We start from the raw sequence: 24,161 nt of genomic DNA, 5'->3' as shown, positions 1-24,161 counted from the left end.
CGGTACGTGCCACTTGGTCTGGACCACTGGACGCCCGGCGGGCCGTTTGCGCACACTGGCGCGATGAGGCTCCGACCGGCCACCGGCCTGGAACTGCACGACCTGGACGTGCCCGACCCGGGGCTGCTGCCGTTCGCGGCGGGCAGTTTCGACGCGATCGGGCCGCTCTCCCGGGCGGACTTTCCGCACCGGCACTCGTTCTACGAACTGGCCTACGTGGTGGCGGGCAGCGGGACGCACGTCATCGACCTGGTCGAGCACCGGATCCAGCCCCCGGCGCTGTACGCGGTGCTGCCGGGGCAGGTGCACCGCTGGTGCGGGGCGCGCCGGCTCGACGGCTGGATCCTGCTGTTCAACGAGGACTTCCTGCACCGGCACCCCGAGGACCTGGCCCTGCTGCGCTCCCTCGCGACCGGCCCGGCGGTCCGGCCGGACCGCCGGGAGCACCGCGAACTGGTCGCCGTGCTGCGGGAGTTGACCGCCGAGTACGAGGCCGGGCTGGACGGCGGGCCGAGCGTGCTGCAGGCCCTGCTGCACGTCCTGCTGGTGCGGGCGCTGCGGGCGGCCCGCGGGCGCGGCGCGGCCACGGCGCCGCCCCGCGCCGCGGGACACCCGCTGGTCACCCGGTTCACCCGGCTGATCGCCGAAGCCGACCGCACCGACCGCTCGGTGCTCGCGCTGGCCCGTGAACTCGGCGTCTCCGCGGGCTACTTGCACGAGGTGGTGAAGGAGGCAACCGGCCGCACCCCGGCCCGGCTGATCCGCGAACAGCAGACCCTGGAGGCCAAACACCTGCTCACCACAACGGACCTGACGATCCGTCAGATCTCGGCGGCAGCCGGCTTCTCCGACCCGGCCTACTTCTGCCGCTTCTTCCGGCGCGAAGTCGGCCGCACCCCGGGCGAGTTCCGTGAGAAGTCCGGCTGAAGGCAGCCTGAAGACAGGCTCAAGGAAAGCTGAAGGCGGGGTGGTTTCGAGGAAGTGACGTCTGCCAACTAGCGGTTCAGTAAAGGCAGTTGGAGGAAAATCCGGGCTGAAGCCCCGTCGAACGGCACGTGAAGGCGCCTGAGGAATGCACCACGTCCCGCAGCCTCCGTCCATCGACGCCCGGCCGGGCAGGGCCTAGCGTCTGAGGCACCCCACAGCGCCGCCGTGCCGGGAGGCCCGACCTCTCCAGGTGTCATGTCCCATCCAAGGGAATCCGGGCGTGCGGCGACCACCAGCAGCAGTCGAACGGAGAGCCATGTCCACCCCCCACAACCCGCTGGACGGCCTGGGAGAACTGGCCGATCGCAAGATCAGCCGCAAGGGCCTGCTCAAGGCGGCCGCCGCGGCCGCCGCGGCCCCCGTCCTGATCGGCGGCGGAGTCGCGCTGGCCCGCGACGCGGTCGCCGCCGACGGCCCGGCCCCGCTGACCCCCGAGTGCACCGACGGCCACCTCACCGAGGAGCAGATCGAGGGCCCGTACTTCAAGCCCGGCTCCCCGCTGCGCACCAGCCTGGTCACCAGCGGCACCCCCGGCACCCCGCTGACCGTCAGCGGCTTCGTCTTCGGCCGGAACTGCCTTCCGATCGCCGGCGCCCTGCTGGACTTCTGGCAGGCCGACACCAACGGCACCTACGACAACTCCGGCTACACCTTCCGCGGCCACCAGTTCAGCGCCGCCAACGGCGCGTACACGCTGACCACGATCGTCCCCGGCCTCTACCCGGGCCGCACCCGGCACATCCACGTCAAGGTGCAGGCCCCCGGGCAGCCGATCCTCACCACCCAGCTGTACTTCCCGAACGAGCCGCGCAACGCCACCGACACCATCTACGACCCGGACCTGCTGATGACGGTCCGCCAGGTCGGCAACGGGCGCGAGGCCAGCTTCGACTTCGTGCTCAACGTCAACGGGACGGGCACGCCCAGCCCCAGCCCCAGCAGCACGCCCCCGGGTTCGCCCAGCCCCAGCCCGAGCAACACGGGCGGCGGCACCACCACCTGGAAGGTCGGCACCAGCTACAAGGTCGGCGACGTGGTCACCTACAACGGTGTCACCTACGTCTGCATCCAGGGCCACGTCGCGTACGCCGGCTGGGAGCCGCCGAACGTCCCGGCCCTCTGGCAGCGCCGCTGACCGGCCCCCGGTCCCGTCGCTGACCGGCCCCACCCCCACGCGGACGGTCAGCGGCGACAGCCACCCGAAGCGGCGGCGCGGCCCCCACTCCCCGGGAGGGGAAAACCGGGAGACCGGGGGCCGCGTCCGCCAGCGCCATGGCGGCCCGAGCGCGGGGTGCCCGGGCCGCCATGGCGCACCACCGGACGTACCGCACCACCTCCCCCCCCCGCCCCGCTCGTCCGCGAACCCCTCGCCGCTCGTCCGCGAACCCCTCGCCGCCCGCCCCGGAACCACCCCACCCGCTCGGTGCACCGGCCGGGCGGCGAGGCCGCACGCACCGTCAGGCGGTGCGCGGATAACCGCTGGCCGTCGCCCCCGCGGAGCGCCTACCCTCCGGGACGGGACCACACCGGGGGAGAACCGCAACCGTGCCGATGCACCGCACCGTCCGCGCCGTCAACCAGCTGACCGCCCGCTGGGGGCGCACCGCCCCGGCCGACGGCCGCAACACCGCCTTCAGCGCCCCGGGCGCCTGGGCCCCGCTCGCCCTCCTCGCCGCGGGCGCGACCGGCCCCGCCGCCCGCGAACTCGCCGACGCCCTCGGCGTCCCGACCGCCGGTGCCGCCGCGGCCGGACGCGAACTGCTCGACGCCCTCGACCGGACGCCCGGCGTCACCACGGCCCTCGGCCTCTGGACCAGGGAGCACCTCCCGCTCGAACCGGACTGGACCGCCGCCCTGCCCCCGCATAGCCACCGCCGGATCACCGGCGACCCGGCCACCGACCGCGCCGCGCTGGACGGTTGGGCCGCCGAGCGGACCGCGGGCGCGATCCCCCGGATGCCCGTCGAGGTCACGCCCGACACCGAACTCCTGCTGGCCGCCGCGCTCACCGTCCGCACCGACTGGATCCGCCGCTTCCACTCCAACCCGTACGTGCCCGAGACCGGCCCCTGGCGGGACCGCCGCGTCGCGAGCCTGTACCGCCGCACCGGCCTGCTCGACCGGGTCGGCGTCGCCGACGACCCCGAGGCCGGGCCGCTCACCGTCCTCAAGGTGCTGGGCCTGCGCGGTGTCGACGTCCACCTCTGCCTGGGCCCCGAGGACGCCGCCCCCGGCGCGGTCCTCGCCGCCGCCGTCCGCACCGCCGAACACCCCCGCCTGCTGCGCCCCGGCACCGAACTCCCCGACGGTGCACCGGGACCGGGCCTGACCGCGGGCTGGGTGGGCAGCTACTCCCGCGAACCCGCCCTCCTCGTCAGCACCGTCGAGTTCGACCTGGCGGACGACCACGACCTGCTGGAGCGGCCCGACCTGTTCGGCCTGCGCACCGCCTCCGACACCACCCGCGGCCACTTCTCCGGCATCAGCGCCGAACCGCTGGCGGTCGACGCCGCCCGGCAGGCCACCACCGCCGTCTTCGGCCCGCGCGGTTTCCGGGCCGCCTCGGTCACCGCTTTCGGCGCGGCCGCCGGGGGAGCGGCCACCAGGCCCCCGTACCTGGTCCGGCGCCTCACCGCGGAGTTCGACCGCCCGTTCGCCTTCCTCGCCGTCCACCGCACCTCCCGCCTGGTCCTGGCCGCGGGCTGGGTGGCCGACCCGAAACCGGCCGAGCCGGACGAGTTCGAGCCGGACGAGTTCGAGTAGGACGAGTTCGAGCCGGAGGCGGACGATCCGGAGTCCGAGCGGTGACGCCCCCGTGGTGCGGCGCCGTCCGGGCCGCTCGCTACACTCCCGGGTCTATCCGCGCGCACGGCGCGGTCTACGGGGTGCGGGGCGCCGAGCGGCGCGGGGCACCGGGGGAGTGAGCACGGACATGAAACGGTGGAGCGGGCTGGGCAAGACCGCACTGGTCTTCCTGATCGTCGGCCTGGCGCTCCCGGCCGCCTCGATCGGCTACGGGATCTCCCTGCGGCCGCGGGTGATCGTGCTGGGGAGCAACGGCATGAGCCCCACCTACCGCGCCGGCGAACGGGTCACCACCTACGGCATCGACCCCGGGGAGGTCCGGCGCGGTGACGTGGTGGTCTTCACGGACGAGGAGGGGGCCGCCGGGAAGAAGGAGAAGGGCTTCGAACGGGTGATCGCCCTCGGCGGCGACCGGATCGCCCAGTGCGGCGACCAGCCCGTCCAGTTGAACGGCGCGCCGCTCGACGAGCCCTACCTGGAGGGCGGCGAGCCCAACGGCTTCCGCTGCTTCGACGTGACCGTCCCCGCCGGGGAGATGTTCGTGATGGGCGACCACCGCACCAACTCCCTGGACTCCCGCGCCCGGGGGACCTTCCCGGTCGACTCGGTGCTCGCCCGCACCGAGGGGAGCACCGCCGCCCTGGCCACCGTCGGCCTCCTCTTCCTGCTCGGCCTGGCGCTCCTCCCGGTGTCCCTGGTCCTCTCCCTGATCGCCCGCCGCCGTCGGCGCACCGCCCCGCCCGAGGCCCTCGCCTACCCGGCCTGGGTACTCGGCGCGACGCCCCCCTACGGCGCCCAGCCCCCCTTCGGCGCCCAGCCCCCGGTCCCGCAGCCCGCCGCCGAGCAGCCCCCGGCTCCGGCCCCGGCCCCGACCTCCCTCGACAAGACGCCCTGAGCCCAACCGCCCTGCGCCTCCGCCGGATTGTCGGCGTGGCGGCCCCGGTTCAGCTCTCGCGTGCCCACGCGCACAGCACCGGCACGCACCGCTCCGCGAAGTACTCGTAGTCCTCCGCGGTGTTGTAGACGTGCGTCGACAGCCGGAAGTACCCCGTCCCGCCGAAGCTGGTGAAGGCCGCCTCGACGCCGAACTCGGCGGCCAGCCGGTCCCGCAGGGCGTCGGCCTCCAGGCGGGTGCGGCCCAGGCCGGACGGGAGCTTGACCAGGCGCAGGGCGTTCACGGGCATGCCGACGTCCGCCGCGGCCGGTTCGCCGGTCGCGGCGGCGATCTCGGCACCGATCAACTGCTGGGCGTAGTCCGCGAGTTCGCCCATGTAGCGGCGGGCCTCGGTCCAACCCCACTGCGTGGCGACGAAGTCGAGCGCGGTCGGCGCGGCCAGGTAGCCGGTGACGTCCAGCGTGCCCTGGGAGTCGAAGCGCTCCGGGAACGGCTCCTCCGCACCCCACGAGTCGATCAACGGGTGCAGGGCGTGCCGGAGTTCGCCGCGGGCGACGAGCGCGGCGGTGCCGCGCGGCGCGCAGCCGAACTTGTGCAGGTTGCCGACCCAGGCGTCGCAGTCCGCCCCGGCCAGCGGGTCCTCGTCCAGGCCGGGCACGTGCGCGGCGTCGACCAGCAGCGGGACGCCGCGCTCGCGGGCGAACGCGCCCACCAGGTCGACCGGCAGGTAGCGGGCGGTCGCGGAGGTGATCCGGTCCAGCACGATCAGCGCCGTCCGTTCCGTCACCGCCCCGGTCACCGCCGCCGCGGCCTCGGCCGGGCCCGCCCCCAGCGGCACGTGCACGGTGCGCAGCGCCCCGCCCCAGCGCCGGGCCAGCCGGGCCGCGCCCATCGTCACGGCCCCGTAGCCGTGGTCGGTGACCAGCACCTCCCCGCCGTCCCGGTGCGGCAGGCTCCCGTACACGGTGCTCGCCCCGGCGCTGGCGTTCGGCACCAGCGCGGTGAACTCGGCCGGTACGCCCAGGAACCCGGCGACCGCGGCCCGCGCGGCGGCGACCCGGCGGGGCAGCGCGGGGAACCAGAGCACCGGCGAGGCGTCCATCTCCTCGCGCAGCCGCTGCTGCTCGCGCTGCGCGACCACCGGCACCGCGCCGAACGAGCCGTGGTTCAGGTGCCGCATCCCCGGGTCGAGCGACCACCCGGCGGCGGCGGGACGCCCGTCCCGCAACAGCAGCGGCTCGGGTGCGACGAGGGTGTCCACGGCTGTGCCCACGACTGTGCTCTCCGTTCCGGTCGGGCGACGCTGCCCCGGTGACCTGCGAAGATCCTGGCACAGCCGCCCCCCGCCCCGGCCACCGGGGCGCCCCGGCCTCGCCTCGGCCGCCGCCCCGCTCCTCCCGCTCCTGGTCACCTGCGGCCCCGTCCTGCCCCGCCCTGCCCCGAACGCGCCACCGCCCGCCCCCGGCACGGAACGGGGGCGGGCGGCTCGGGCGGGCGGCTACGCCAGCGGCTGCGGCCGGATCATCGCGAACGGGGCGCCCTGCGGGTCGGCGACCACCGTCATCCGGCCCGCCATCATGTCGAACGGCGGCGCCAGCACCGTCCCGCCCCGCTTGACCAGGGCGTCCACCGTGGAGTCCACGTCGTCGACGGCGAAGTACGTCAGCCAGTGCGCCGGGGTGCCGGGCGGGTCGTTGGCGAGCAGGGTGACGCCGCCGACCGCGCGGCCGCCGACCCGTAGCTCCCAGTACGAGTCGGCGCCGTCCAGCGGCTCGATCTCGATGCCGAACGCCTCGCCGTAGAACGCGGTGGCGGCCGGTACGTCGCCGGTGTGCAGTTCGTTCCAGGTCAGCGCCCCGGCCTCGTTGACCACCTTGGCGCCGGAGAACTCGCCGGGCTGCCAGACGCCGAACACCGCGCCCTGCGGGTCCGCGGCGACCAGCATCCGGCCCAGGTCGCCGACCTCCACCGTCGGGACGATCAGCGTGCCGCCCGCGGCGACGATCGCGTCCTGGGTGGCCTGCGCGTCGGTGCTGGCCAGGTAGCTGGTCCAGACGGTCGGCGGCTCCGGCATCCCCTCGGGCGCCATCGCCGGACCGATCCCGGCGACGGCCCGGCCGTCCAGCTCGCAGACCGCGTACCCGCCGAACTCGGCCGGGCCGGGCTTGCCCTGCCAGCCGAGCAGGTCGCGGTAGAAGTCCAGCGCCGCCTGCTGGTCCTTCGCCATCAGATCGACCCAGCACGGGGTGCCGGTCGCGTACGGGGTGGTGACTTCGGGCATCTCTCGCTCTTTCCGGTTCGGGTCATCCGGGCGTCCCCCGCAGCCACCCTCCCGGCGCCGCCCCGGATCCGCCACCGGAACCCGCCGCGGCGGCAGCCCGCAGGGCCTACGCCCGGGTGAGGACGTGCGGGCACCCGTCGTCCCGCCCGTCCGCGTGCCGCCCTCCCGCTGCCGGGGTTCCTCCCGCCCCTCCGGCCCCGGGCCCGCGGGCACCCGCCGTCGATCCGCTGTCCCGGGCCGGCAAGGGGGCGGCCCGCAGGGCCTGCACCCGGGTGAGGGCGTGCGGGCACCCGCCCCGTCCCACCCGTCCGCGCGCCACGCCGTCCCGCCCCTCCCGCTGCCCGGGTTCCTCCCGCCGCCGCTCCGACCCCGGGCCCGCGGGCACCTGTCGGGTTCCCGTCTTCCGTCCTTGCCCGTCCCGCCCGTCCGTGTGCCGTCCCGCCACCCCGCCGCCCCTCCGGGCCCGGGCCCGCGGGCACCCGCCGAGACCGTCCTCGGCCCGCCCGTCGATCTGCTGTCCCGGGCCCGCAGGGGCCGCCCGCAGGGCCTACGCCCGGGTGAGGGCGATCAGTGCGATGTCGTCGGAGAGCTGGTGCGTCCAGTCGCGGACGTCCTCGGTGAGCCGCTTCACCAGCCGGCCCGGGTCGGTGGCCCGCAGTGCGGACAGCCGTTCGCCCAGCGGGTAGAACTCGCCGGAGGAGTTGCGGGCCTCGCTCAGCCCGTCCGTGTGCAGCAGCAGCGCCGAGCTGCCCGGCAGGGCCAGTGGGGTCGGGACGGGCGCCGGGCCGAGGCCGAGCGCGCCCAGGCCGAGCGGGAGCAGGGCCGGGACGGGGGTGGTGCGCACACCGTCCGGGCCGATCCGCAGCGGGGCGAGGTGCCCGCAGTTGACCACCTCGACCTGGGTGCCGCCGTCGCGGTGCTGCAGCAACAGGGCGGTGGCGAACAGCTCCTCGTCGCCGCGGGCCGCCGCCAGCCGGGCGAGCTGCCGGTCCAGCCGGGCCGCGAGCTCGCCCAGGTCGGCGGTCTCGTGCGCCTGGGAGCGGAAGCAGCCGAGCAGGTCGGTGACGGTCTGCACGGCCTGCAGGCCCTTGCCGCGGACGTCGCCGATCAGCAGCCGGGTGCCGTGCGGGGTGCGCACCGCCTCGAAGAAGTCGCCGCCGACGCCGGTGCCCGCCGTCGCGGGCTGGTAGTGCCCGACCAGCCGCAGTTCGCCCAGCTGCGCCGGGATCGGGTGCAGGACGGCCTGCTGGAGGGCGATCTCGCTGGCCCGGACGCGGGCCAGCCGCTCCGACTGCTGGCGCCGGCTCCACGCCACCAGGCCCATCGCCGCGCCCACCGCCAGCGCCGCCACGGCCGCGCCGGGACGGTTCGCGACCCGTTCGCCCGCCAGCGCGACCAGCAGCAGGTGCTGGAGCCCGGCGGCCGCGGCCACCGCCAGCGACACCACGGGGCGGCCCAGCAGCATCGACACCAGCGCGACCACGCCGCAGGCCACCCACAGCACCGTGCCGAGCTCCGGAGCGCCGCCCCCGCCGGTCACCAGCGCGGTGCTGCCCGGCACGGCCTGCCCCAGCACCCCGCCGAACAGGATCGCCGCCGGGTACAGCGCCGAGGCCTCCGCCCGGCGCTGCCGCGGCAGCGCGGCCAGGAAGCCCGCCAGGTAGGGGATCTGCACGACGACCAGTCCGAAGCCCACCAGCACCGACACCGCGCCCGCCAGCAGTGCGGCCCGCCCGGCCCCGGCGGGCAGGAAGTGCAGCGAGGCCAGGCCGACCGCGGCCAGCGGCAGGCCCAGCGAGGCGCTGGTCAGCGGGGTCAGCCGCCAGTACCGGGCCGCCAGTCCGGCCGCCAGCATGCCCAGCCCGTAGCCGGACATCGACAGCGTCACGTGCCCGATCGTCACGCCGCGCTGCAGCAGTACCACGGGGAGGGCCGCGGTCAGCGCGAGCTGGGTGAAGCCCAGCGTCGCGCCCGCCGCCACCGCCCCGCCCGCGGCTCGGGCGGGCACTCCCGGCGCCGGCACCGGCTCGGGGCGCTGCCGGGCCAGCAGTACGCTCCGGGCCCGGCAGGCCGCGAACAGCACCACCGAGGCGCACAGCAGCCAGCCCACCAGCGGGTCCGACCAGTCGTGCAGCGGGCCCAGTTCCAGCCCCGCGACGGCCAGCAGCGCCGCCACCGCGATCCCGGGCCCGCACACCGGGGCGGCGCGGGACCGCGAGCGGGGGAGCCGCTCGCGCGGCAGCAGGCGCAGCGAGACGAGCAGCAGCAGCGCCGCGGCGGCCGGGAGGACCGCCTCGCCGAGCCGCCAGCCCGCGACCGTGTCGATCCGCACCGCGATGTTCGCGCCCAGTACGAAGGCGGTGGCGACGCCCGCGACGGCCCCGCCCACCACCCGGGTGATCCGCCCGGGCAGGTTCAGCACCGGGACGGACGCCAGCGCGGCGATCAGCACCCCGGCGGAGCCGGCGTCCTCCAGGGTCCGCCCGGCCAGGTACGTCCAGGGGTGCCCGGCGGTGACCGCGACCGCGCCGCCGACGACCATCGCCCCCAGCGTCCACCGCAGCACCCGGGGCCACCCCCAGGCGTCCACCGCCCGCCCCGCCAGCAGGAACGCCGTCAGCATCGCCAGCGCGGAACCCAGCTGCGCCGCGGCGCCCTCCGCCCGCCCCAGCCCGAACTCGACGACGGCCCCGGCGGCGGTGGCGCCGCGCAGCAGCGGCAGCAGCACGCACAGCGAGGCGGCGGCCACGAGCAGCAGGCGGACGGCGCGCCGGGGGGTGCCGGTCACGGGGGGCTCCTTCGGCAGGTCGGGTGGGAGCAAGGCTTCCAGAGACCCGGAGCGACCAGAAGGGAAAAAGGTCACATAAGTCATATTTATCGCTTATCCGGCATCTGCCAAGCACCCGGCCGCGCAGCTCCGCGGACGGGCCGCCGCCCGCGGGCCCCGTCCGGCCGCTGGGCCGTTGGGGGGACGGCTGGCGTGGATGCGGTGCGGCGGTCGTGCCGGCGCCTACGGTGGCCGCCATGTGGCAGGCCATGTTCGTCGCGGGCATCCCGTACGTCGAGAAGACCATCCGCACCGTCCTGGTCTACCTGGCGCTGCTGGTGCTGCTGCGGCTGATCGGCAAGCGCGGGCTGGCGCAGCTGAACACCTTCGACCTGGTGGTCATGCTGCTGCTGTCGAACGTGGTGCAGAACGCGGTGATCGGGAACGACAACTCGGTGACCGGCGGCCTGTTCGGGGCGGCGGTGCTGCTGCTCACGGACTGGGTGCTGGTGCGGCAGGCGGCCCGCTGGGACTGGTTCAACCGGCTGCTGGACGGGACGCCGACGGTGCTGGCCCGGGACGGGGCGTACGACCGGCGGACGATCGCGAAGCAGGGCATCCGGGTCGCCGACCTGGACGTGGCGGTGCGCCACCAGGGCGGGGACGCGATCGAGGAGACCTCGCTGATCGTGCTGGAGCCGGGCGGGACGCTGCTGGTGGAGCTGAAGGACGGCGACCAGGTCGCGGACAAGGACGACGTGGCGGCGCTCCGGGCCGCGCTGGCCGCGATCGAGGCCCGGCTGCCCGCCGGGCCGTGAACCCGTCGCGAAGATATTGACGAATCCTTAACGGCAGGCCCGTTCCGGCCCGGAGCCTTCGAATTGATCGCCGAAACCGGCTCTGGCCTGCGGAAATGGCAGAAATCCGACAGTCTGACAGGCTGATTGGCCGTTTTTCGGGACGCATACGCTGCCGTGCTGTGTTCAACCTCCCCCAGGCGCTCAAGCGCCTCGTGATCGGCCGCGCCATGCGCAGCGAAGAACTCGGCGAGACGCTGCTGCCCAAACGGCTGGCGCTGCCGATCTTCGCCTCCGACCCGCTCTCCTCGGTGGCCTACGCCACCGGCGAGATCCTGCTGGTGCTCACCGTCGGCGGCACCGCGTTCCTGTACCTGACGCCGTGGATCGGGCTAGGCGTGGTCGCCCTGATGGCCGTGGTGGTGCTCTCCTACCGGCAGGTGGTGCACGCCTACCCGAGCGGCGGCGGCTCCTACGAGGTGGTGTCGCGCAACCTCGGGGCGAACCCGGGGCTGGTGGTGGCGGCCTCGCTGCTGGTCGACTACGTGATGACGGTCGCGGTGTCGGTGGCCTCCGGCGTGGACAACATGATCTCGGCGTTCGGCTCGCTGGCCGACCACCGGGTCGCGCTGGCGCTGGGCTTCGTGGCGCTGCTGACCGCGGTGAACCTGCGCGGGGTGCGCGAGTCGGGGCGGGCGTTCGCCGCGCCGACGTACCTGTTCATCGGCGCCATCCTGCTGATGGTGGTCACCGGCCTGGTCCGGCTCGCGTTCGGCGACGGCCCGCAGGCGCCGACCGCGCACCTGGGCGTCGCCGCCGAGGACGGCAAGGACGCCCTGCAGGGCCTGGGGCTGCTGATGCTGGGCCTGCGCGCCTTCGCCTCCGGCTGCACGGCGCTGACCGGCGTCGAGGCGATCTCCAACGGCGTGCCCGCGTTCCGGGCCCCGAAGTCCCGCAACGCGGCCGCGACGATGGCGGTGATGGGCGTCGTCGCGGTGGTGATGTTCGCGGGCGTCACGCTGCTCGCGCTGACCTCGCACGTGCACTACGTCGAGGACGCCTGCCAGTTGACCGGCCTGGCCGGGGACTGCCACGCCCACACCCAGCAGACCGTGATCGCCCAGCTGGCCGCGAGCGTCTTCGGCGGCTCCGACAGCGTGCTGTTCTACTTCGTCCAGGCGGTCACCGCGCTGGTGCTGATCCTGGCCGCGAACACCGCGTTCAACGGCTTCCCGCTGCTGGCCTCGATCCTGGCCCAGCACCGCTACCTGCCCCGGCAGATGCACACCCGCGGCGACCGGCTGGCCTTCTCCAACGGCATCCTCGCGCTCGCCGTGGCGGCCGGGGCGCTGCTGTGGTTCTACGAGGCGGACGTCACCAGCCTGATCCACCTGTACATCCTGGGCGTGTTCACCTCCTTCACGCTCTCCCAGATCGGCATGGTCCGGCACTGGAACCGCACGCTCGCCACCGAGGGCGACCCGGCGGTGCGCGGCGCCGCCCAGCGCTCCCGGATCATCAACGGGCTGGGCGCGGTCACCACCGCGCTGGTCCTGGTCATCGTGCTGATCACCAAGTTCACGCAGGGAGCGTGGCTGGCCGTGGTCGCCGCCGTGCTGCTGTGGCTGATGATGCGCGGCGTCCGCCGCCACTACGACGCCGTCGCCGCCGAGCTGGCCGTCGCGGACGGCGAGGAGGCGTCCCGCCCCCGGCAGGTGCACGCCGTGGTGCTGGTCTCCAAGCTGCACCGGCCCACCCTGCGGGCCCTCGGCTACGCGCAGGCGTTCCGCCCGGACACCCTGGAGGCCGTCACCGTGGACGTCGAGCCCGAGTCCACCGCCGAACTGCGCGCCCAGTGGGAGGACGGCGGGGTGGAGGTCCCGCTGCGGGTGCTCGACTCGCCGTTCCGGGAGATCACCAAGCCGGTCGTCGCGCACGTCCGGGAGCTGACCGCCGCCCACCCCGGCGACGCGGTGGCCGTCATCGTCCCCGAGTACGTGGTCGGACACTGGTGGGAGCACCTGCTGCACAACCAGTCCGCGCTGTGGCTCAAGAGCCGCCTGCTGTTCACCCCCGGCGTGATGGTCATCTCCGTTCCCTGGCAGCTGACTTCGGCCGGGCGCGCCGACCGCCCGGCCCGCCGCGCCCCCGGCGCCGTCCGCCGCGGCGAGCCGACCCGGGGCCGCTGACCGCCCCGGGGGCCGGGCCGAGGGGGCGGGGGCGTGAACAGTGGGTGAACTCCCGGCGCGCGGCGGCGCGCCGGTGAGCTGACCACCCGTCAGCCCGAACCCCCGCCCGACCCCCGCAACCTGCCCCGCAGCGGCGCGGGCTGACGATCCGTCGGCCCGAGCCGCCCTGCCCCGGCGGCCGCCACCGGGCTCCGCGCCGCCGCCGCTTCCGGCCGTCCACCCGCCCTGACCGGTAAACTTGCCCAGGTTGTCGTGCTTTCGACGCCTTCGGTTGATCGCCGGGGAACCCAGGACGAGGACCGTTGCAGCCATGACCACCGCCCCCGCCACCGCACTGTTCCGCGCCCGGTCCGCGCCCGCCCCGCGCACCCTGGTCGACGTGCTCGCGGCCACCGCCGCCGCCCACCCGCAGGAGCCGGCGCTGGACGACGGGCGCGAGACGCTCAGCTACGCGGCGCTGCTCACCGAGGTCGAGCAGGTCCGGCGGCACCTGGCCAGGGCGGGCGTCGGCCTCGGCGACCGGGTCGGCGTCCGCGTCCCCTCCGGCGGCAACCAGCTGTACGTGGCGGTCCTGGCTGTGCTCGCCGCGGGCGCCGCGTACGTGCCGGTCGACTTCGAGGACCCGGACGAGCGGGCCGAGCTGGTCTTCGGCGAGGCCGACGTCAACGCCGTGATCGGCGCCGGGTACGCCCTCGACCGGGTCAAGCCCTCCGGCCACGACGCCCGGGCGCCCGGGCCCGAGCAGGACGCCTGGATCATCTTCACCTCCGGCTCCACCGGCAGGCCCAAGGGCGTCGCCGTCACGCACCGCAGCGCCGCCGCGTTCGTCGACGCCGAGGCCGCGATGTTCCTCCGGGACGAGCCGATCGGGCCCGGCGACCGGGTGATGGCCGGACTGTCGGTGGCCTTCGACGCCTCCTGCGAGGAGATGTGGCTGGCCTGGCGGCACGGCGCCTGCCTGGTGCCCGTCCCGCGCGCCCAGGTCCGCTCCGGCGCCGACCTCGGCCCGTGGCTGGCCGAGCAGGAGATCACCGTCATCTCCACCGTCCCGACCCTGGCCGCGCTGTGGCCCGCCGAGGCGCTGAACGAGGTCCGGCTGCTGATCTTCGGCGGCGAGGCCTGCCCGCCCGAACTCGCCGAACGCCTGGTCACCGAGGGCCGCGAGGTGTGGAACACCTACGGCCCCACCGAGGCCACCGTGGTCGCCTGCGGCGCCCTGATGAGCGGCCGGGCCCCGATCCGGATCGGCCTGCCGCTGGACGGCTGGGAGCTCGCCGTCGTCGACGGGGCGGGCGAGGTCGTCCCGATGGGCGGCAGCGGCCAGCTGGTGATCGGCGGCGTCGGCCTGGCCCGCTACCTCGACCCGGCCAAGGACGCCGAGAAGTACGCCCCGCTGGAATCCCTCGGCTGGGAGCGCGCCTACCGCTCCGGCGACCTGGTGCGCGCCGAACCCGAGGGCCTGGTCTTCCTCGGCCGCGCCGACGAGCAGATCAAGCTCGGCGGACGACGGATCGAGCTGGGCGAGGTCGACGCCGCCCTCCAGGCGCTGCCCGCCGTCTCCGGCGCGGCCGCCGCCGTCCGCACCGCCCGCAGCGGCAACCAGCTGCTGGTCGGCTACCTGGTCGCCCAGGACGGCTTCGACCGGGACGCCGCCGTCGCCCGGCTGCGCGCCGAACTGCCCGCCGCCCTCGTCCCGCTGCTCGCCACCGTCGAGCACCTGCCCACCCGCACCTCCGGCAAGGTCGACCGGGACGCGCTGCCCTGGCCGCTGCCCGACCTGGAGGCCTCCGGCCCCACCGAGCAGCTGTACGGCACCGAGGCCTGGCTCGCCGAGCAGTGGGCGCAGATCCTCGGCACCCCGCCCCGCGGCGCCGCCGACGACTTCTTCGCGATCGGCGGCGGCTCGCTGGCCGCTGCCCAGCTCACCACCCTGCTGCGCGCCCGCTACCCGGCCGCCTCCGTCCTCGACGTCTACCAGCAGCCCACCCTGCGCAAGCTGGCCCGGCTGCTGGAGAAGTCCGCCCGGGCCGAGGGCCCGGCCCGCACCGTCGCCCCCGTGCCCCGCCGCGCCCAGGCCCTGCAACTGCTGCTGACCCTGCCGCTGGCCACCCTCACCGGCCTGCGCTGGAGCCTCGCCCTCGGCGTCCTCGGCACCGTGCTGCACCTGCTCGGCGACTACCCGTGGGCCCCCGTGGCCCCCTGGTGGCTGCTGGCCGCGGGCGCCGTCCTGCTGTACTCCGCGCCCGGCCGCCTGGCGCTCGCCGCGGGCGGCGCCCGGCTGCTGCTGCGCGGCGTCGGCCCCGGCACGTACCCGCGCGGCGGCTCCGTCCACCTGCGGCTGTGGACCGCCGAACGGCTCGCCGAGGCCACCGGCGCGGTCCAGCTCTCCGGCTCCTGGCTGATCCGCTACGCCCGGGCGCTCGGCTGCCGGGTCGCCCCCGACGTCGACCTGCACGCCCTGCCGCCCGTCACCGGCCTGCTGCGCCTGGGCAAGGGCTGCGCCGTCGAGAACGAGGTCGACCTGTCCGGCCACTGGCTGGACGGCGACCGGCTGGAGATCGGCGCGCTGCGGATCGGCGCGGGCGCCGTGGTCGGCACCCGCTCGACCCTGCTGCCCGGCGCCAAGATCGGCAAGCGGGCCGAGGTCGCCCCCGGCTCCGGCGTCACCGGCGCCGTCCCCACCGGCCAGCGCTGGGCCGGCGCGCCCGCCGCCAAGACCGGCAAGGCCGAACGCGGCTGGCCGAAGCAGCGCCCGCCGCGCACCCCCGGCTGGGCCGCCGCCTACGGCGCCACCGGCTTCGCCCTCTCCCTGCTGCCGCTGCTCGCCGCGCTGCCCGCCCTGCTGGTCGCCGGGCGGTTCGTCCACCCCGGCGACGGCCTCGGCCAAGCCCTGCGCGGCGCCCTGACCGCCCTCGTCCCCGCCACCCTCGCCTACGGCCTGGCCTACGCCGCGCTCGTCCTGGCGGGCGTCCGGCTGCTCTCGCTCGGCCTGCGCACCGGCTACCACCCGCTGCACGGCCGCACCGGCTGGCAGGCCTGGACGGTCAGCCAGCTGATGGACCTGGCCCGCGAGACGCTGTTCCCGCTGTACGCCGGACTGATCACCCCGGTGTGGCTGCGGCTGCTGGGCATGCGGGTCGGCAAGGGCGCCGAGGTGTCCACCGTGCTGGCGCTGCCCAGCCTGACCAAGGTCGGCGACGGCGCGTTCCTCGCCGACGACACCCTGATCGCCCCGTACGAGCTGGGCGGCGGCTGGGTGCGGATCGGGCGGGCCGAGATCGGCGAGCGGGCCTTCCTCGGCAACTCCGGGATGACCGCGCCCGGCCGGGCCGTCCCCGACCGGGGCCTGGTCGGCGTGCTGTCCGCGACGCCGAAGAAGGCCAAGCGCGGCAGCTCCTACCTCGGCATGCCGCCGGTCAAGCTGCCCCGGGCCGCCGACACCGCCGACCTCGCGCTGACCTACGAGCCGCCCGCCCGGCTGCGCTGGGCCCGCGGGGCGACCGAACTGGCCCGGATCGTGCCGGTGCTCGCCTCCACCGCGCTGGCCGTGCTCACCGCCGCCGCGCTCTGCGCCCTCGGTCAGCCGCTGCTGTCGGGCCTCGTGCTGCTGGCCGCGGGCCTGGCCGCCTGCCTGGTCTCGGCCGCCGCGAAGTGGCTGCTGGTCGGCCGGTTCCGGGCCGTCGAGCACCCGCTGTGGTCCGGCTTCGTGTGGCGCAACGAGCTCGCCGACACCTTCACCGAGGTCCTCGCCGTGCCCTGGCTGGTCGGCCGCACCGCCGGGACGCCGCTGATGAACCTGTGGCTGCGCGCCCTCGGCGCGAAGATCGGCCGCGGCGTGTGGTGCGAGAGCTACTGGCTGCCCGAGGCCGACCTGGTCACCCTCGGCGACGGCGTCAGCGTCAACCGCGGCTGCGTCCTGCAGACCCACCTCTTCCACGACCGGATCATGCGGCTGGATACTGTGGAGCTCCGCGCGGGCGCCACCCTCGGCCCGGGCGGGATCGTGCTGCCCGGCAGCACCGTCGGCGAGCGCTCCACCCTCGGCCCGGCCTCCCTGGTGATGCGCGCCGAGACGGTGCCCGCCGACACCCGCTGGCTCGGCAACCCGATCGAAGCCTGGCAGTAAGCAATGACCGCCCCCGCGCCAGGAGGAACCCCCGCGTTGAGCCCCAAGCAGGCCCCCGACGCCGACCCGTACTTCCCCCGGCACGGGGACCGCCGCTACCGGGCCCACCGGTACGAGCTCGCGCTCGACTACCGGCCCGGCCCCAACCGGCTGGCCGCCTCCGCCCGGATCGCCGCCATCGCCGGGCCCGAACCGCTGCGCGAGTTCACCCTCGACCTCGCCGACTTCCGGATCGGCAAGGTGCTGGTCGACGGGAAGCCCGCGCACCACGCCCACCGGGACGGCAAGCTGCGGGTCAAGCCCGCCAAGGCCCCCGCCGCCGGGGCGGTGTTCACCTGCGAGGTGCACTGGTCCGGCAACCCGCGGCCGGTGCGCAGCCCCTGGGGCGGCCTCGGCTTCGAGGAGATCACCGACGGCGCCCTGGTCGCCTCCCAGCCCACCGGCGCCCCGTCCTGGTTCCCCTGCAACGACCGCCCCGCCGACAAGGCCGCCTACCAGCTGACGGTGACCACCGCGTCCCCGTACGCCGTGGTCACCGGCGGCCGCCTGCTCAGCCGCACCACCCGCTCCTCCGCCACCACCTGGGTGTACGAGCAGCCCGCGCCCACCGCCAGCTACCTGGTCGGGCTGGTGGTCGCCCCGCTGCGCCGGGTGCCGCTGGCCGAGCGCGCCCCCGGGACGGTGCCGCAGAGCGGCTGGGTGCCGCAGCCGCTGACCGCCCGGTTCGAGCACGACTTCGCCCGGCAGCCGCAGATGATGCGCCTGTTCGAGGAGCTGTTCGGCCCGTACCCGTTCGACGGGTACACCGTCGCCGTCGTCGACGAGGACCTGGACGTGCCCGTCGAGGCGCAGGGCATGGCCACCTTCGGCCGCAACCACGTCGACGGGCGGCGCGGCTGGGAGCGCCTGGTCGCCCACGAACTCGCCCACCAGTGGTTCGGCAACAGCGTCACCGTCGCCGACTGGCGGCACATCTGGCTCAACGAGGGCCTCGCCAAGTACGCCGAGTGGCTGTGGTCCGAGCGCACCGGCGGCCCCACCGCCCAGCGCCTGGCCGCCGACGCCCACCGGCAACTGCGCGCGCTGCCGCAGGACCTGGCGATCGGCGACCCCGGCAAGCGGCACATGTTCGACGACCGGGTCTACGAGCGCGGCGGCCTGACCGTGCACGCGCTGCGCTGCGCCCTCGGCGACGGCGAGTTCTTCCGGCTGCTGCGCGACTGGGCCACCGCCTACCGGCACGCCGTCGTCACCACCGCCGACTTCGCCGCGCACGCCGCCCGCTACACCGACCGCCCGCTCGGCCCGCTGCTCGACGCCTGGCTGCACCGGGGCGCGCTGCCCGACCTGCCGGTGCCGGAGCCTTCCCCCGCCCCCCGGCCTGGTGTACTGGGAGGCACGGGCCGCGAGGCCGTCCGCCGCTTCCTGAAGGATCGAGGAACTTGACTTCCTCCCCGCCCTGGGGCGGGGGTTCCCCTCAGCCTCGCGGCTGAGCCGCTGCGCGTGGGCGCGGCGGTGGGACTTCTTCCTGCTTCACCGACGACTGCCCGCCCGGAGTGCTCCGTTGAGGTCTGACACCGTCTCCACAGGCTGCAACCGCCAGCCCGGCGGCCAGGATGTTGCGTGCCGCGTTCACGTCCCGGTCGTGGACCGCACCGCAGGCGCACTCCCATTCGCGGACGTTCAGCGGCATCGCGTTGCGGATGGTCCCGCAGGCCGAGCACAGCTTGGAGCTGGGGAACCACCGGTCGACGGTGATCAGCTCGCGGCCGTACCACTGGGCCTTGTACTCCAGCATGGACCGCAGCTCGGTCCACGAGGCGTCCGAGATCGCCCGGGCGAGGCCGTGGTTCCCCAGCATGTTGCGGACCGTCAGGTCCTCGATCACGACCGTTTGGTTTTCGCGGACGAGTCGAGTGGTGAGCTTGTGGAGGAAGTCACGCCTGCGGTCGGCGATGCGGGCGTGCACCCGGGCGACCTTGACACGGGCCTTGTCCCGGTTGCGGGAGCCCTTGGCCTTGCGGGCCAGCTCCCGCTGGGCCCTGGCCAGGCGCTCGCGGTCGGCGCGCTCGAACTTCGGGTTGGCGACCTTCTCGCCGGTGGAGAGCGTCACCAGGCTGGTGATCCCGGCGTCGACACCGACAGCCGCGTTGACCGGAGCGGGCATCGACGGCCGGTCCTCGCACAGCAGCGAGACGAACCAGCGCCCCGAAGCGTCCTGCGACACGGTCACCGTGGAGGGAGCCGCGCCCTCAGGCAGCGGACGGGACCACACGATGTCCAGCGGTTCCGCCATCTTGGCCAGGGTCAGCCGGCCGCCTTGGTAGCGGAACGCGCTGGTGGTGTACTCGGCGGAGCGGCGGGACTTCTTCTTCGACTTGAAGGTCGGGTACTTCGCCCGCTTCTGCCAGAAGTTGGAGAACGCCCCCTGCAGGTGTCGCAGCGACTGCTGCAACGGCACGGACGACACTTCGGACAGGTACGCCAGTTCCTCCGTCTTCTTCCACGCCGTCAGCATCGCCGACGTGGCGTTGTAGTTCAGCCGCTCCCGACGCAGCGTCCACGCCTCGGTACGAGCCCGCAACGCCATGTTGTAGACCTTCCGCACGCAACCGAAGGTGCGCGACAGCTCAGCCGCCTGCGCATCGGTCGGGTAGAAGCGGAACTTGAAAGCCCGCTTCACGTGGGTGGCCGCCATGTCTCACACACTACTACCCCTGTATGTGACCATGTGAAGCATCATCAACTACCGGTACGCCGTACCGCCCCCCGCTACGCGGGAGCTTCGTTTCCTCCCCCGGCTGAAGCCGGGAGTATCCACGAAGGAGATCCGATGAGCACGCACTACGACGTGGTCGTCCTGGGCGCCGGCCCCGGCGGCTACACCGCCGCCGTCCGCTCCGCCCAGCTCGGCCTGCGCACCGCCGTGATCGAGGCCAAGTACTGGGGCGGCGTCTGTCTGAACGTCGGCTGCATCCCCTCGAAGGCCCTGCTGCGCAACGCCGAGCTCGCGCACACCGTCCTCAACGAGGCCGAGCTGTACGGCATCGAGGTCGACGGCAAGGTGTCCTTCGACTACGGCAAGGCGTTCAACCGCTCCCGGCAGGTCGCCGACGGCCGGGTCAAGGGCGTCCACTACCTGATGAAGAAGAACGGCATCACCGAGTACGACGGCTGGGGCACCTTCGTCGACGACCACACCCTCCAGGTCGCGCTGAGCGGCGGCGGCTTCGAGGTCGTCACCTTCGACCACTGCATCGTCGCCGCGGGCGCCACCACCCGGCTGCTGCCCGGCACCTCGCTCAGCGAACGGGTCGTCACCTACGAGGAGCAGATCCTCACCGAGCAGCTGCCGGAGTCGATCGTCATCGCGGGTGCGGGCGCGATCGGCGTCGAGTTCGCGTACGTGCTGCACAACTACGGCGTGAAGGTCACCATCGTCGAGTTCCTGGACCGGATGGTGCCGCTGGAGGACGCCGACGTCTCGGCCGAACTCGCCAAGCAGTACCGCAAGTTGGGCATCAAGGTGCTCACCTCCACCCGGGTCGACGCGATCGACGACTCCGACCCGGCGGGGCCGGTGAAGGTCACCGTCACCCGGGACGGGAAGCAGGAGGTGCTGGAGGCCGACAAGGTCCTCCAGGCGATCGGCTTCGTGCCGCGGGTGCAGGGCTACGGCCTGGAGGTCACCGGCGTGCAGCTCACCGAGCGCGGCGCGATCGCCGTCGACGGGCGCGGCCGCACCAGCGTCGAGCACATCTTCGCGATCGGCGACGTCACCGCCAAGCTGATGCTCGCGCACGCCGCCGAGGCGATGGCCGTGATCGCCGCCGAGACCATCGCCGGGGCCGAGACCATGGAGATCGACTTCGTGATGGTCCCGCGCGCCACCTACTGCCAGCCGCAGGTCGCCAGCTTCGGGTACACCGAGGCGCAGGCCCGGGAGCAGGGCCACGCCGTCAAGGTCGCCAAGTTCCCGTTCACCGCGAACGGCAAGGCGCACGGCCTCGGCCACCCCGTCGGCTTCGTCAAGGTCATCTGCGACGAGACCCACGGCGAACTGCTCGGCGCCCACCTGATCGGCCCCGAGGTCACCGAGCTGCTGCCCGAGCTGACGCTGGCCCAGCAGTGGGACCTCACGGTGCACGAGGTCGGCCGCAACGTGCACGCCCACCCGACGCTGGGCGAGGCCGTCAAGGAGGCCGTCCACGGCCTCGCCGGCCACATGATCAACATGTAGTACCGCAGGCGGTGCCGCCGTCCGGGTGAGTGCTCGCCGCCCCGGCGCCCCCCGCTGGTACGGGGGCGCGCCGGGGCGGTACGTCTTCCGGCCCCGAGCCGTGAGGAGTCCGCCGATGGACGCCCCCGCCCCCTACCTGACGGTCGACGAACGCACCGAGGCCGGCCGCGCCGCCCGCAAGCGCGCCCCCCGCTCCACCACCGGCCACTGGCGGCCCGCCGCCGACCGCCCCGACCCGCTCGCGGTGCTCCGCGCCCAGGCGGAGAGCCGCCTCCCGGACCTGGTGCCGATCCGCAACGGCCGGATGGCCGCCTCCCCGTTCGCCTTCCTGCGCGGCGCGGCCGCCGTGATGGCCGCAGACCTGGCCACCGCCCCCGACAGCGGCCTGACCGTCCAGCTCTGCGGCGACGCCCACCTGGTCAACTTCGGGCTGTTCGCCTCGCCCGAACGCGCCCTGCTGTTCGACCTCAACGACTTCGACGAGACGCTGCCCGGCCCGTTCGAGTGGGACGTCCAGCGCCTGGCCGCCAGCCTCGCCGTCGCCGCCCGGGAGAACGGCGAGGGCCCCGAGGAGGCCCACCGGGTCGTGCTGGGGGCCGTCCGCGCCTACCGCGAGCACGTCCGGGAACTCGCCGCGCTCGGCGAACTCCCGGTCTGGTACCGGCGGATCGACGCCGACGACCTGCCCGACCAGGTCAAGGGCAAGCCGCGCCGCCGCACCGAGGCCGGTCTCGCCGCCGCCCGCCGCCGCGACAGCCTGCAGGCCGCGGGCAAGCTCACCGAGACCACCGCGAACGGGCGCCGCCGCTTCAAGGACCAGCCCCCGCTGATCGAGCACGTCGGCTTCGACGCCGACGAGGTGCACGGCATGCTCGCCGACTACCGCGCCACCCTCCCCGAGGAGCGCGGCCGCCTGCTCGACCGCTACCGCTACGTCGACACCGCCCGCAAGGTCGTCGGCGTCGGCAGCGTCGGCACCCGCTGCTTCGTCGTCCTGCTCCAGGGCCGGGACGCCGACGACCCGCTGGTCCTCCAGGTCAAGGAGGCCGAGGCGTCCGTCCTGGAGCCCTACGCCGGGCCCAGCCGGTACGCCCACCACGGGCAGCGGGTGGTCGCCGGGCAGCGGCTCACCCAGGCCGCGAGCGACATCTTCCTCGGCTGGATGACCGGCCCCGGGGGGCGCCACTTCTACTGGCGCCAGCTGCGCGACATGAAGGGCTCCGCCGAGGTCGGCCAGATGACCACCCGCGGCCTGCGCGCCTACGCCGTCCTGTGCGGCACCGCCCTGGCCCGCGCCCACGCCCGCTCCGGCGACCGGATCGCCATCGCCGCCTACCTCGGCCGCAGCGACACCTTCGACCGCGCGGTGGCCGCCTTCGCCCACCACTACGCCGAGCTCAACACCGCCGACCACGCCCGGCTCGCCGACGCCATCGCCTCCGGCGAGGTCCAGGCCGAGGACGCCTGATCCCGGGGGCGCAAGACCGGCAACGTCCGCACCAACTGCACCGTCGGAGGCAACAGTGACCCACCACAAGTCGGACAGGGCGGCCGGGGGCGACCCCGTCGACGGCGACGGCCTGCCGTGGCGGCCCGACCGGGCCGGGCCGGGGGAGTACGCCGAGCAGGACCGGGGGGAGGAGGACGGCTCGGAGCCCGAGCCGGAGCCCGAGTCCGGGCCTGAGCCGGAGCCGGGTGGCCACGGCCACGGCCACGGGGAGGGGGACGGAGCCGGGGACGGAGCCGGGGGCGGGGACGGGGACGGGGACGGCGGGGTGTAGCCGGTTTCAGGTGTCCACGTCGGCCCCGCGCCCTCGGTTTGGCATATGCCGATTCGCGCGCGCGGGGCGGAGAGGGGTTTCGTTCGCCCCCGGTCGGCCAGGCGCGCAGTGCTGGAATGTGAAGGAGGCGTGTGCAAATGATCACCGAGCAACAGATCCGTTCCATGCTGCACCAGCCCGTCCACGACGCCCAGGGCAACAAGATCGGCAAGGCGGACCACCTCTACCTCGACGACTCCACGGGCAAACCCGAGTGGGTCAGCGTCAAGACCGGCTGGTTCGGTGCCAGCGAGTCCTTCGTCCCGCTCCGCGACGCCCACGTGGTCGACGGCCACCTCCAGGTGCCCTACGACAAGGACAAGGTCAAGGACGCGCCGAACGTCGACGTGGACGGCGGCGGACACCTCTCCGAGCAGGAGGAGCACCGGCTGTACCAGCACTACGGCATCGCCTGGGACAACGCCTGGAAGGCCGCCAACCAGCCCGGTGAAGGCGGCTGGGCCCACTCCGGGCAGGGCGGTACGGGCGCCGCGGGCACCGCGGGCGCAGCGGGTGCGGCCGGAGCGGCCGGAGCGGCAGCGACCAAGCCCGCGACAGGCCGCCCCACCGGGGCCGGCACCGGCCCCTCCGACACCCGCCTGACCGGCACTCCCGGCACCCCCGGGACGACCGGCACCCCCGGGACGACCGGCACCCCCGGGACGACCGGCGCCATGGGTGCTGCCGGTGCCACCGGCACCGCCAGGGCCACCGGGACCACCGGGGCCACCGGGGCCACCGGCAGGGCCGCCGGAACCACCGGTATGGCCGGAACCACCGCGTCCGGCGCCCGGGGCACCGGCAGGCCGGAGCGCGGTGACGACGCGATGACCCGCTCGGAGGAGCGGATGCACGTCGGCATCGAGCGCTACGAGACCGGGCACGCCCGGCTGCGCAAGTACGTCGTCACGGAGGAGGAGCAGCAGACCGTGCCGGTGCGGCACGAGGAGGTCCGGGTCGAACGCGAGCCGATCACCGAGGCCAACCGGGGCCAGGCGCTGTCCGGCGAGCCGATCTCGGAGGCCGAGTACGACATTACCCTGCACGGCGAGCGGCCGGTGGTGCGCACCGAGGCCGTCCCGGTCGAGCGGGTGCGGCTGGTGACCGAGGAGCACGTCGAGCAGCGGACCGTCACCGGCGAGGTGCGCAAGGAGCGCATCGAGGCCGAACTGCCCGACCGCGACAAGAAGTTGCCCCCCACCGGCAAGGGGACCACCGGCAAGGACACCCCCGGCCAGGGGCGCCACCGGTGAC

Annotated in this window: 16 protein-coding genes; 12 read left to right on the top strand and 4 right to left on the bottom strand. The window is 74.8% G+C overall.

The window, feature by feature from the left end; translation table 11 throughout:
* Positions 1 to 63 precede the first annotated feature (63 nt).
* The 4 genes from OO57_RS21720 to lepB all read left to right on the top strand — a co-directional run bounded on the left by OO57_RS21720 (position 64) and on the right by lepB (position 4,687).
* A complete protein-coding gene (locus OO57_RS21720; RefSeq protein ID WP_033254250.1) occupies positions 64 to 927 on the top strand; it encodes a helix-turn-helix domain-containing protein in 864 nt (287 codons plus the stop codon).
* 316 nt (positions 928 to 1,243) lie between these two features.
* A complete protein-coding gene (locus OO57_RS21715; protein WP_051778059.1) occupies positions 1,244 to 2,122 on the top strand; it encodes a carbohydrate-binding protein in 879 nt (292 codons plus the stop codon).
* Positions 2,123 to 2,538: 416 nt separating this feature from the next.
* Positions 2,539 to 3,750, top strand: a complete 1,212-nt coding sequence (locus OO57_RS21710) for a serpin family protein (RefSeq protein ID WP_033254284.1) — start codon at positions 2,539 to 2,541, stop codon at positions 3,748 to 3,750.
* A gap of 169 nt (positions 3,751 to 3,919) precedes the next feature.
* Entirely contained in the window at positions 3,920 to 4,687 is a 768-nt protein-coding gene (gene lepB / locus OO57_RS39650) for a signal peptidase I (RefSeq protein WP_051778058.1), read from the top strand.
* A gap of 49 nt (positions 4,688 to 4,736) precedes the next feature.
* Here the strand turns inward: lepB and OO57_RS21700 are convergent, their stop codons facing one another.
* The 3 genes from OO57_RS21700 to OO57_RS46865 form a co-directional block, all read right to left on the bottom strand.
* Entirely contained in the window at positions 4,737 to 5,948 is a 1,212-nt protein-coding gene (locus tag OO57_RS21700) for an aminotransferase class V-fold PLP-dependent enzyme (RefSeq protein WP_033254282.1), read from the bottom strand.
* A gap of 237 nt (positions 5,949 to 6,185) precedes the next feature.
* Positions 6,186 to 6,968 carry a VOC family protein gene (locus OO57_RS21695; protein WP_033254249.1) on the bottom strand — a complete coding sequence of 261 codons (783 nt, stop codon included), beginning with the start codon at positions 6,966 to 6,968 and terminating at the stop codon, positions 6,186 to 6,188.
* 547 nt (positions 6,969 to 7,515) lie between these two features.
* Positions 7,516 to 9,756: a PP2C family protein-serine/threonine phosphatase gene (locus OO57_RS46865; protein WP_051778057.1), complete on the bottom strand. Its 2,241-nt coding sequence runs from the start codon at positions 9,754 to 9,756 to the stop codon at positions 7,516 to 7,518.
* A gap of 236 nt (positions 9,757 to 9,992) precedes the next feature.
* Here OO57_RS46865 and OO57_RS21685 point away from each other — a divergent pair, with 236 nt between their 5' ends.
* From OO57_RS21685 to OO57_RS21670, 4 genes are all read left to right on the top strand, one after another.
* Positions 9,993 to 10,553, top strand: a complete 561-nt coding sequence (locus tag OO57_RS21685) for a DUF421 domain-containing protein (protein WP_033254248.1) — start codon at positions 9,993 to 9,995, stop codon at positions 10,551 to 10,553.
* A gap of 209 nt (positions 10,554 to 10,762) precedes the next feature.
* Positions 10,763 to 12,721 (top strand): APC family permease, encoded by a 1,959-nt coding sequence (locus OO57_RS21680; protein ID WP_106974070.1) that lies wholly within the window; start codon positions 10,763 to 10,765, stop codon positions 12,719 to 12,721.
* Between the two features lie 310 nt (positions 12,722 to 13,031).
* Positions 13,032 to 16,847 (top strand): Pls/PosA family non-ribosomal peptide synthetase, encoded by a 3,816-nt coding sequence (locus tag OO57_RS21675; RefSeq protein ID WP_033254246.1) that lies wholly within the window; start codon positions 13,032 to 13,034, stop codon positions 16,845 to 16,847.
* 36 nt (positions 16,848 to 16,883) lie between these two features.
* Positions 16,884 to 18,293 carry a M1 family metallopeptidase gene (locus OO57_RS21670; RefSeq protein ID WP_033254245.1) on the top strand — a complete coding sequence of 470 codons (1,410 nt, stop codon included), beginning with the start codon at positions 16,884 to 16,886 and terminating at the stop codon, positions 18,291 to 18,293.
* Between the two features lie 31 nt (positions 18,294 to 18,324).
* On the opposite strand, the gene OO57_RS21665 is transcribed toward OO57_RS21670, so the two are convergent.
* Entirely contained in the window at positions 18,325 to 19,545 is a 1,221-nt protein-coding gene (locus OO57_RS21665; protein WP_033254244.1) for an RNA-guided endonuclease InsQ/TnpB family protein, read from the bottom strand.
* 135 nt (positions 19,546 to 19,680) lie between these two features.
* Here OO57_RS21665 and lpdA point away from each other — a divergent pair, with 135 nt between their 5' ends.
* The 4 genes from lpdA (at position 19,681) to OO57_RS21645 (ending at position 24,160) form a co-directional block, all read left to right on the top strand.
* On the top strand, positions 19,681 to 21,087 hold the full coding sequence (lpdA, locus tag OO57_RS21660) for a dihydrolipoyl dehydrogenase (protein WP_033254243.1): 1,407 nt from the start codon (positions 19,681 to 19,683) through the stop codon (positions 21,085 to 21,087).
* A 115-nt stretch (positions 21,088 to 21,202) separates the two neighbouring features.
* Positions 21,203 to 22,555: a DUF2252 domain-containing protein gene (locus OO57_RS21655; RefSeq protein ID WP_033254242.1), complete on the top strand. Its 1,353-nt coding sequence runs from the start codon at positions 21,203 to 21,205 to the stop codon at positions 22,553 to 22,555.
* A 55-nt stretch (positions 22,556 to 22,610) separates the two neighbouring features.
* Positions 22,611 to 22,868, top strand: coding sequence for a hypothetical protein (locus OO57_RS43995; protein WP_033254241.1), 258 nt, complete (start codon positions 22,611 to 22,613; stop codon positions 22,866 to 22,868).
* 137 nt (positions 22,869 to 23,005) lie between these two features.
* The gene (locus tag OO57_RS21645) at positions 23,006 to 24,160 is read left to right on the top strand and encodes a PRC and DUF2382 domain-containing protein (protein ID WP_033254240.1); all 1,155 of its coding nucleotides are present in this window, start codon (positions 23,006 to 23,008) and stop codon (positions 24,158 to 24,160) included.
* Position 24,161: the final 1 nt, after the last annotated feature.

It is taken from the genome of Kitasatospora phosalacinea, assembly GCF_000717185.1.
Classification (GTDB): domain Bacteria; phylum Actinomycetota; class Actinomycetes; order Streptomycetales; family Streptomycetaceae; genus Kitasatospora; species Kitasatospora phosalacinea_A.
This window is presented reverse-complemented; position numbering and strand designations above follow the sequence as displayed.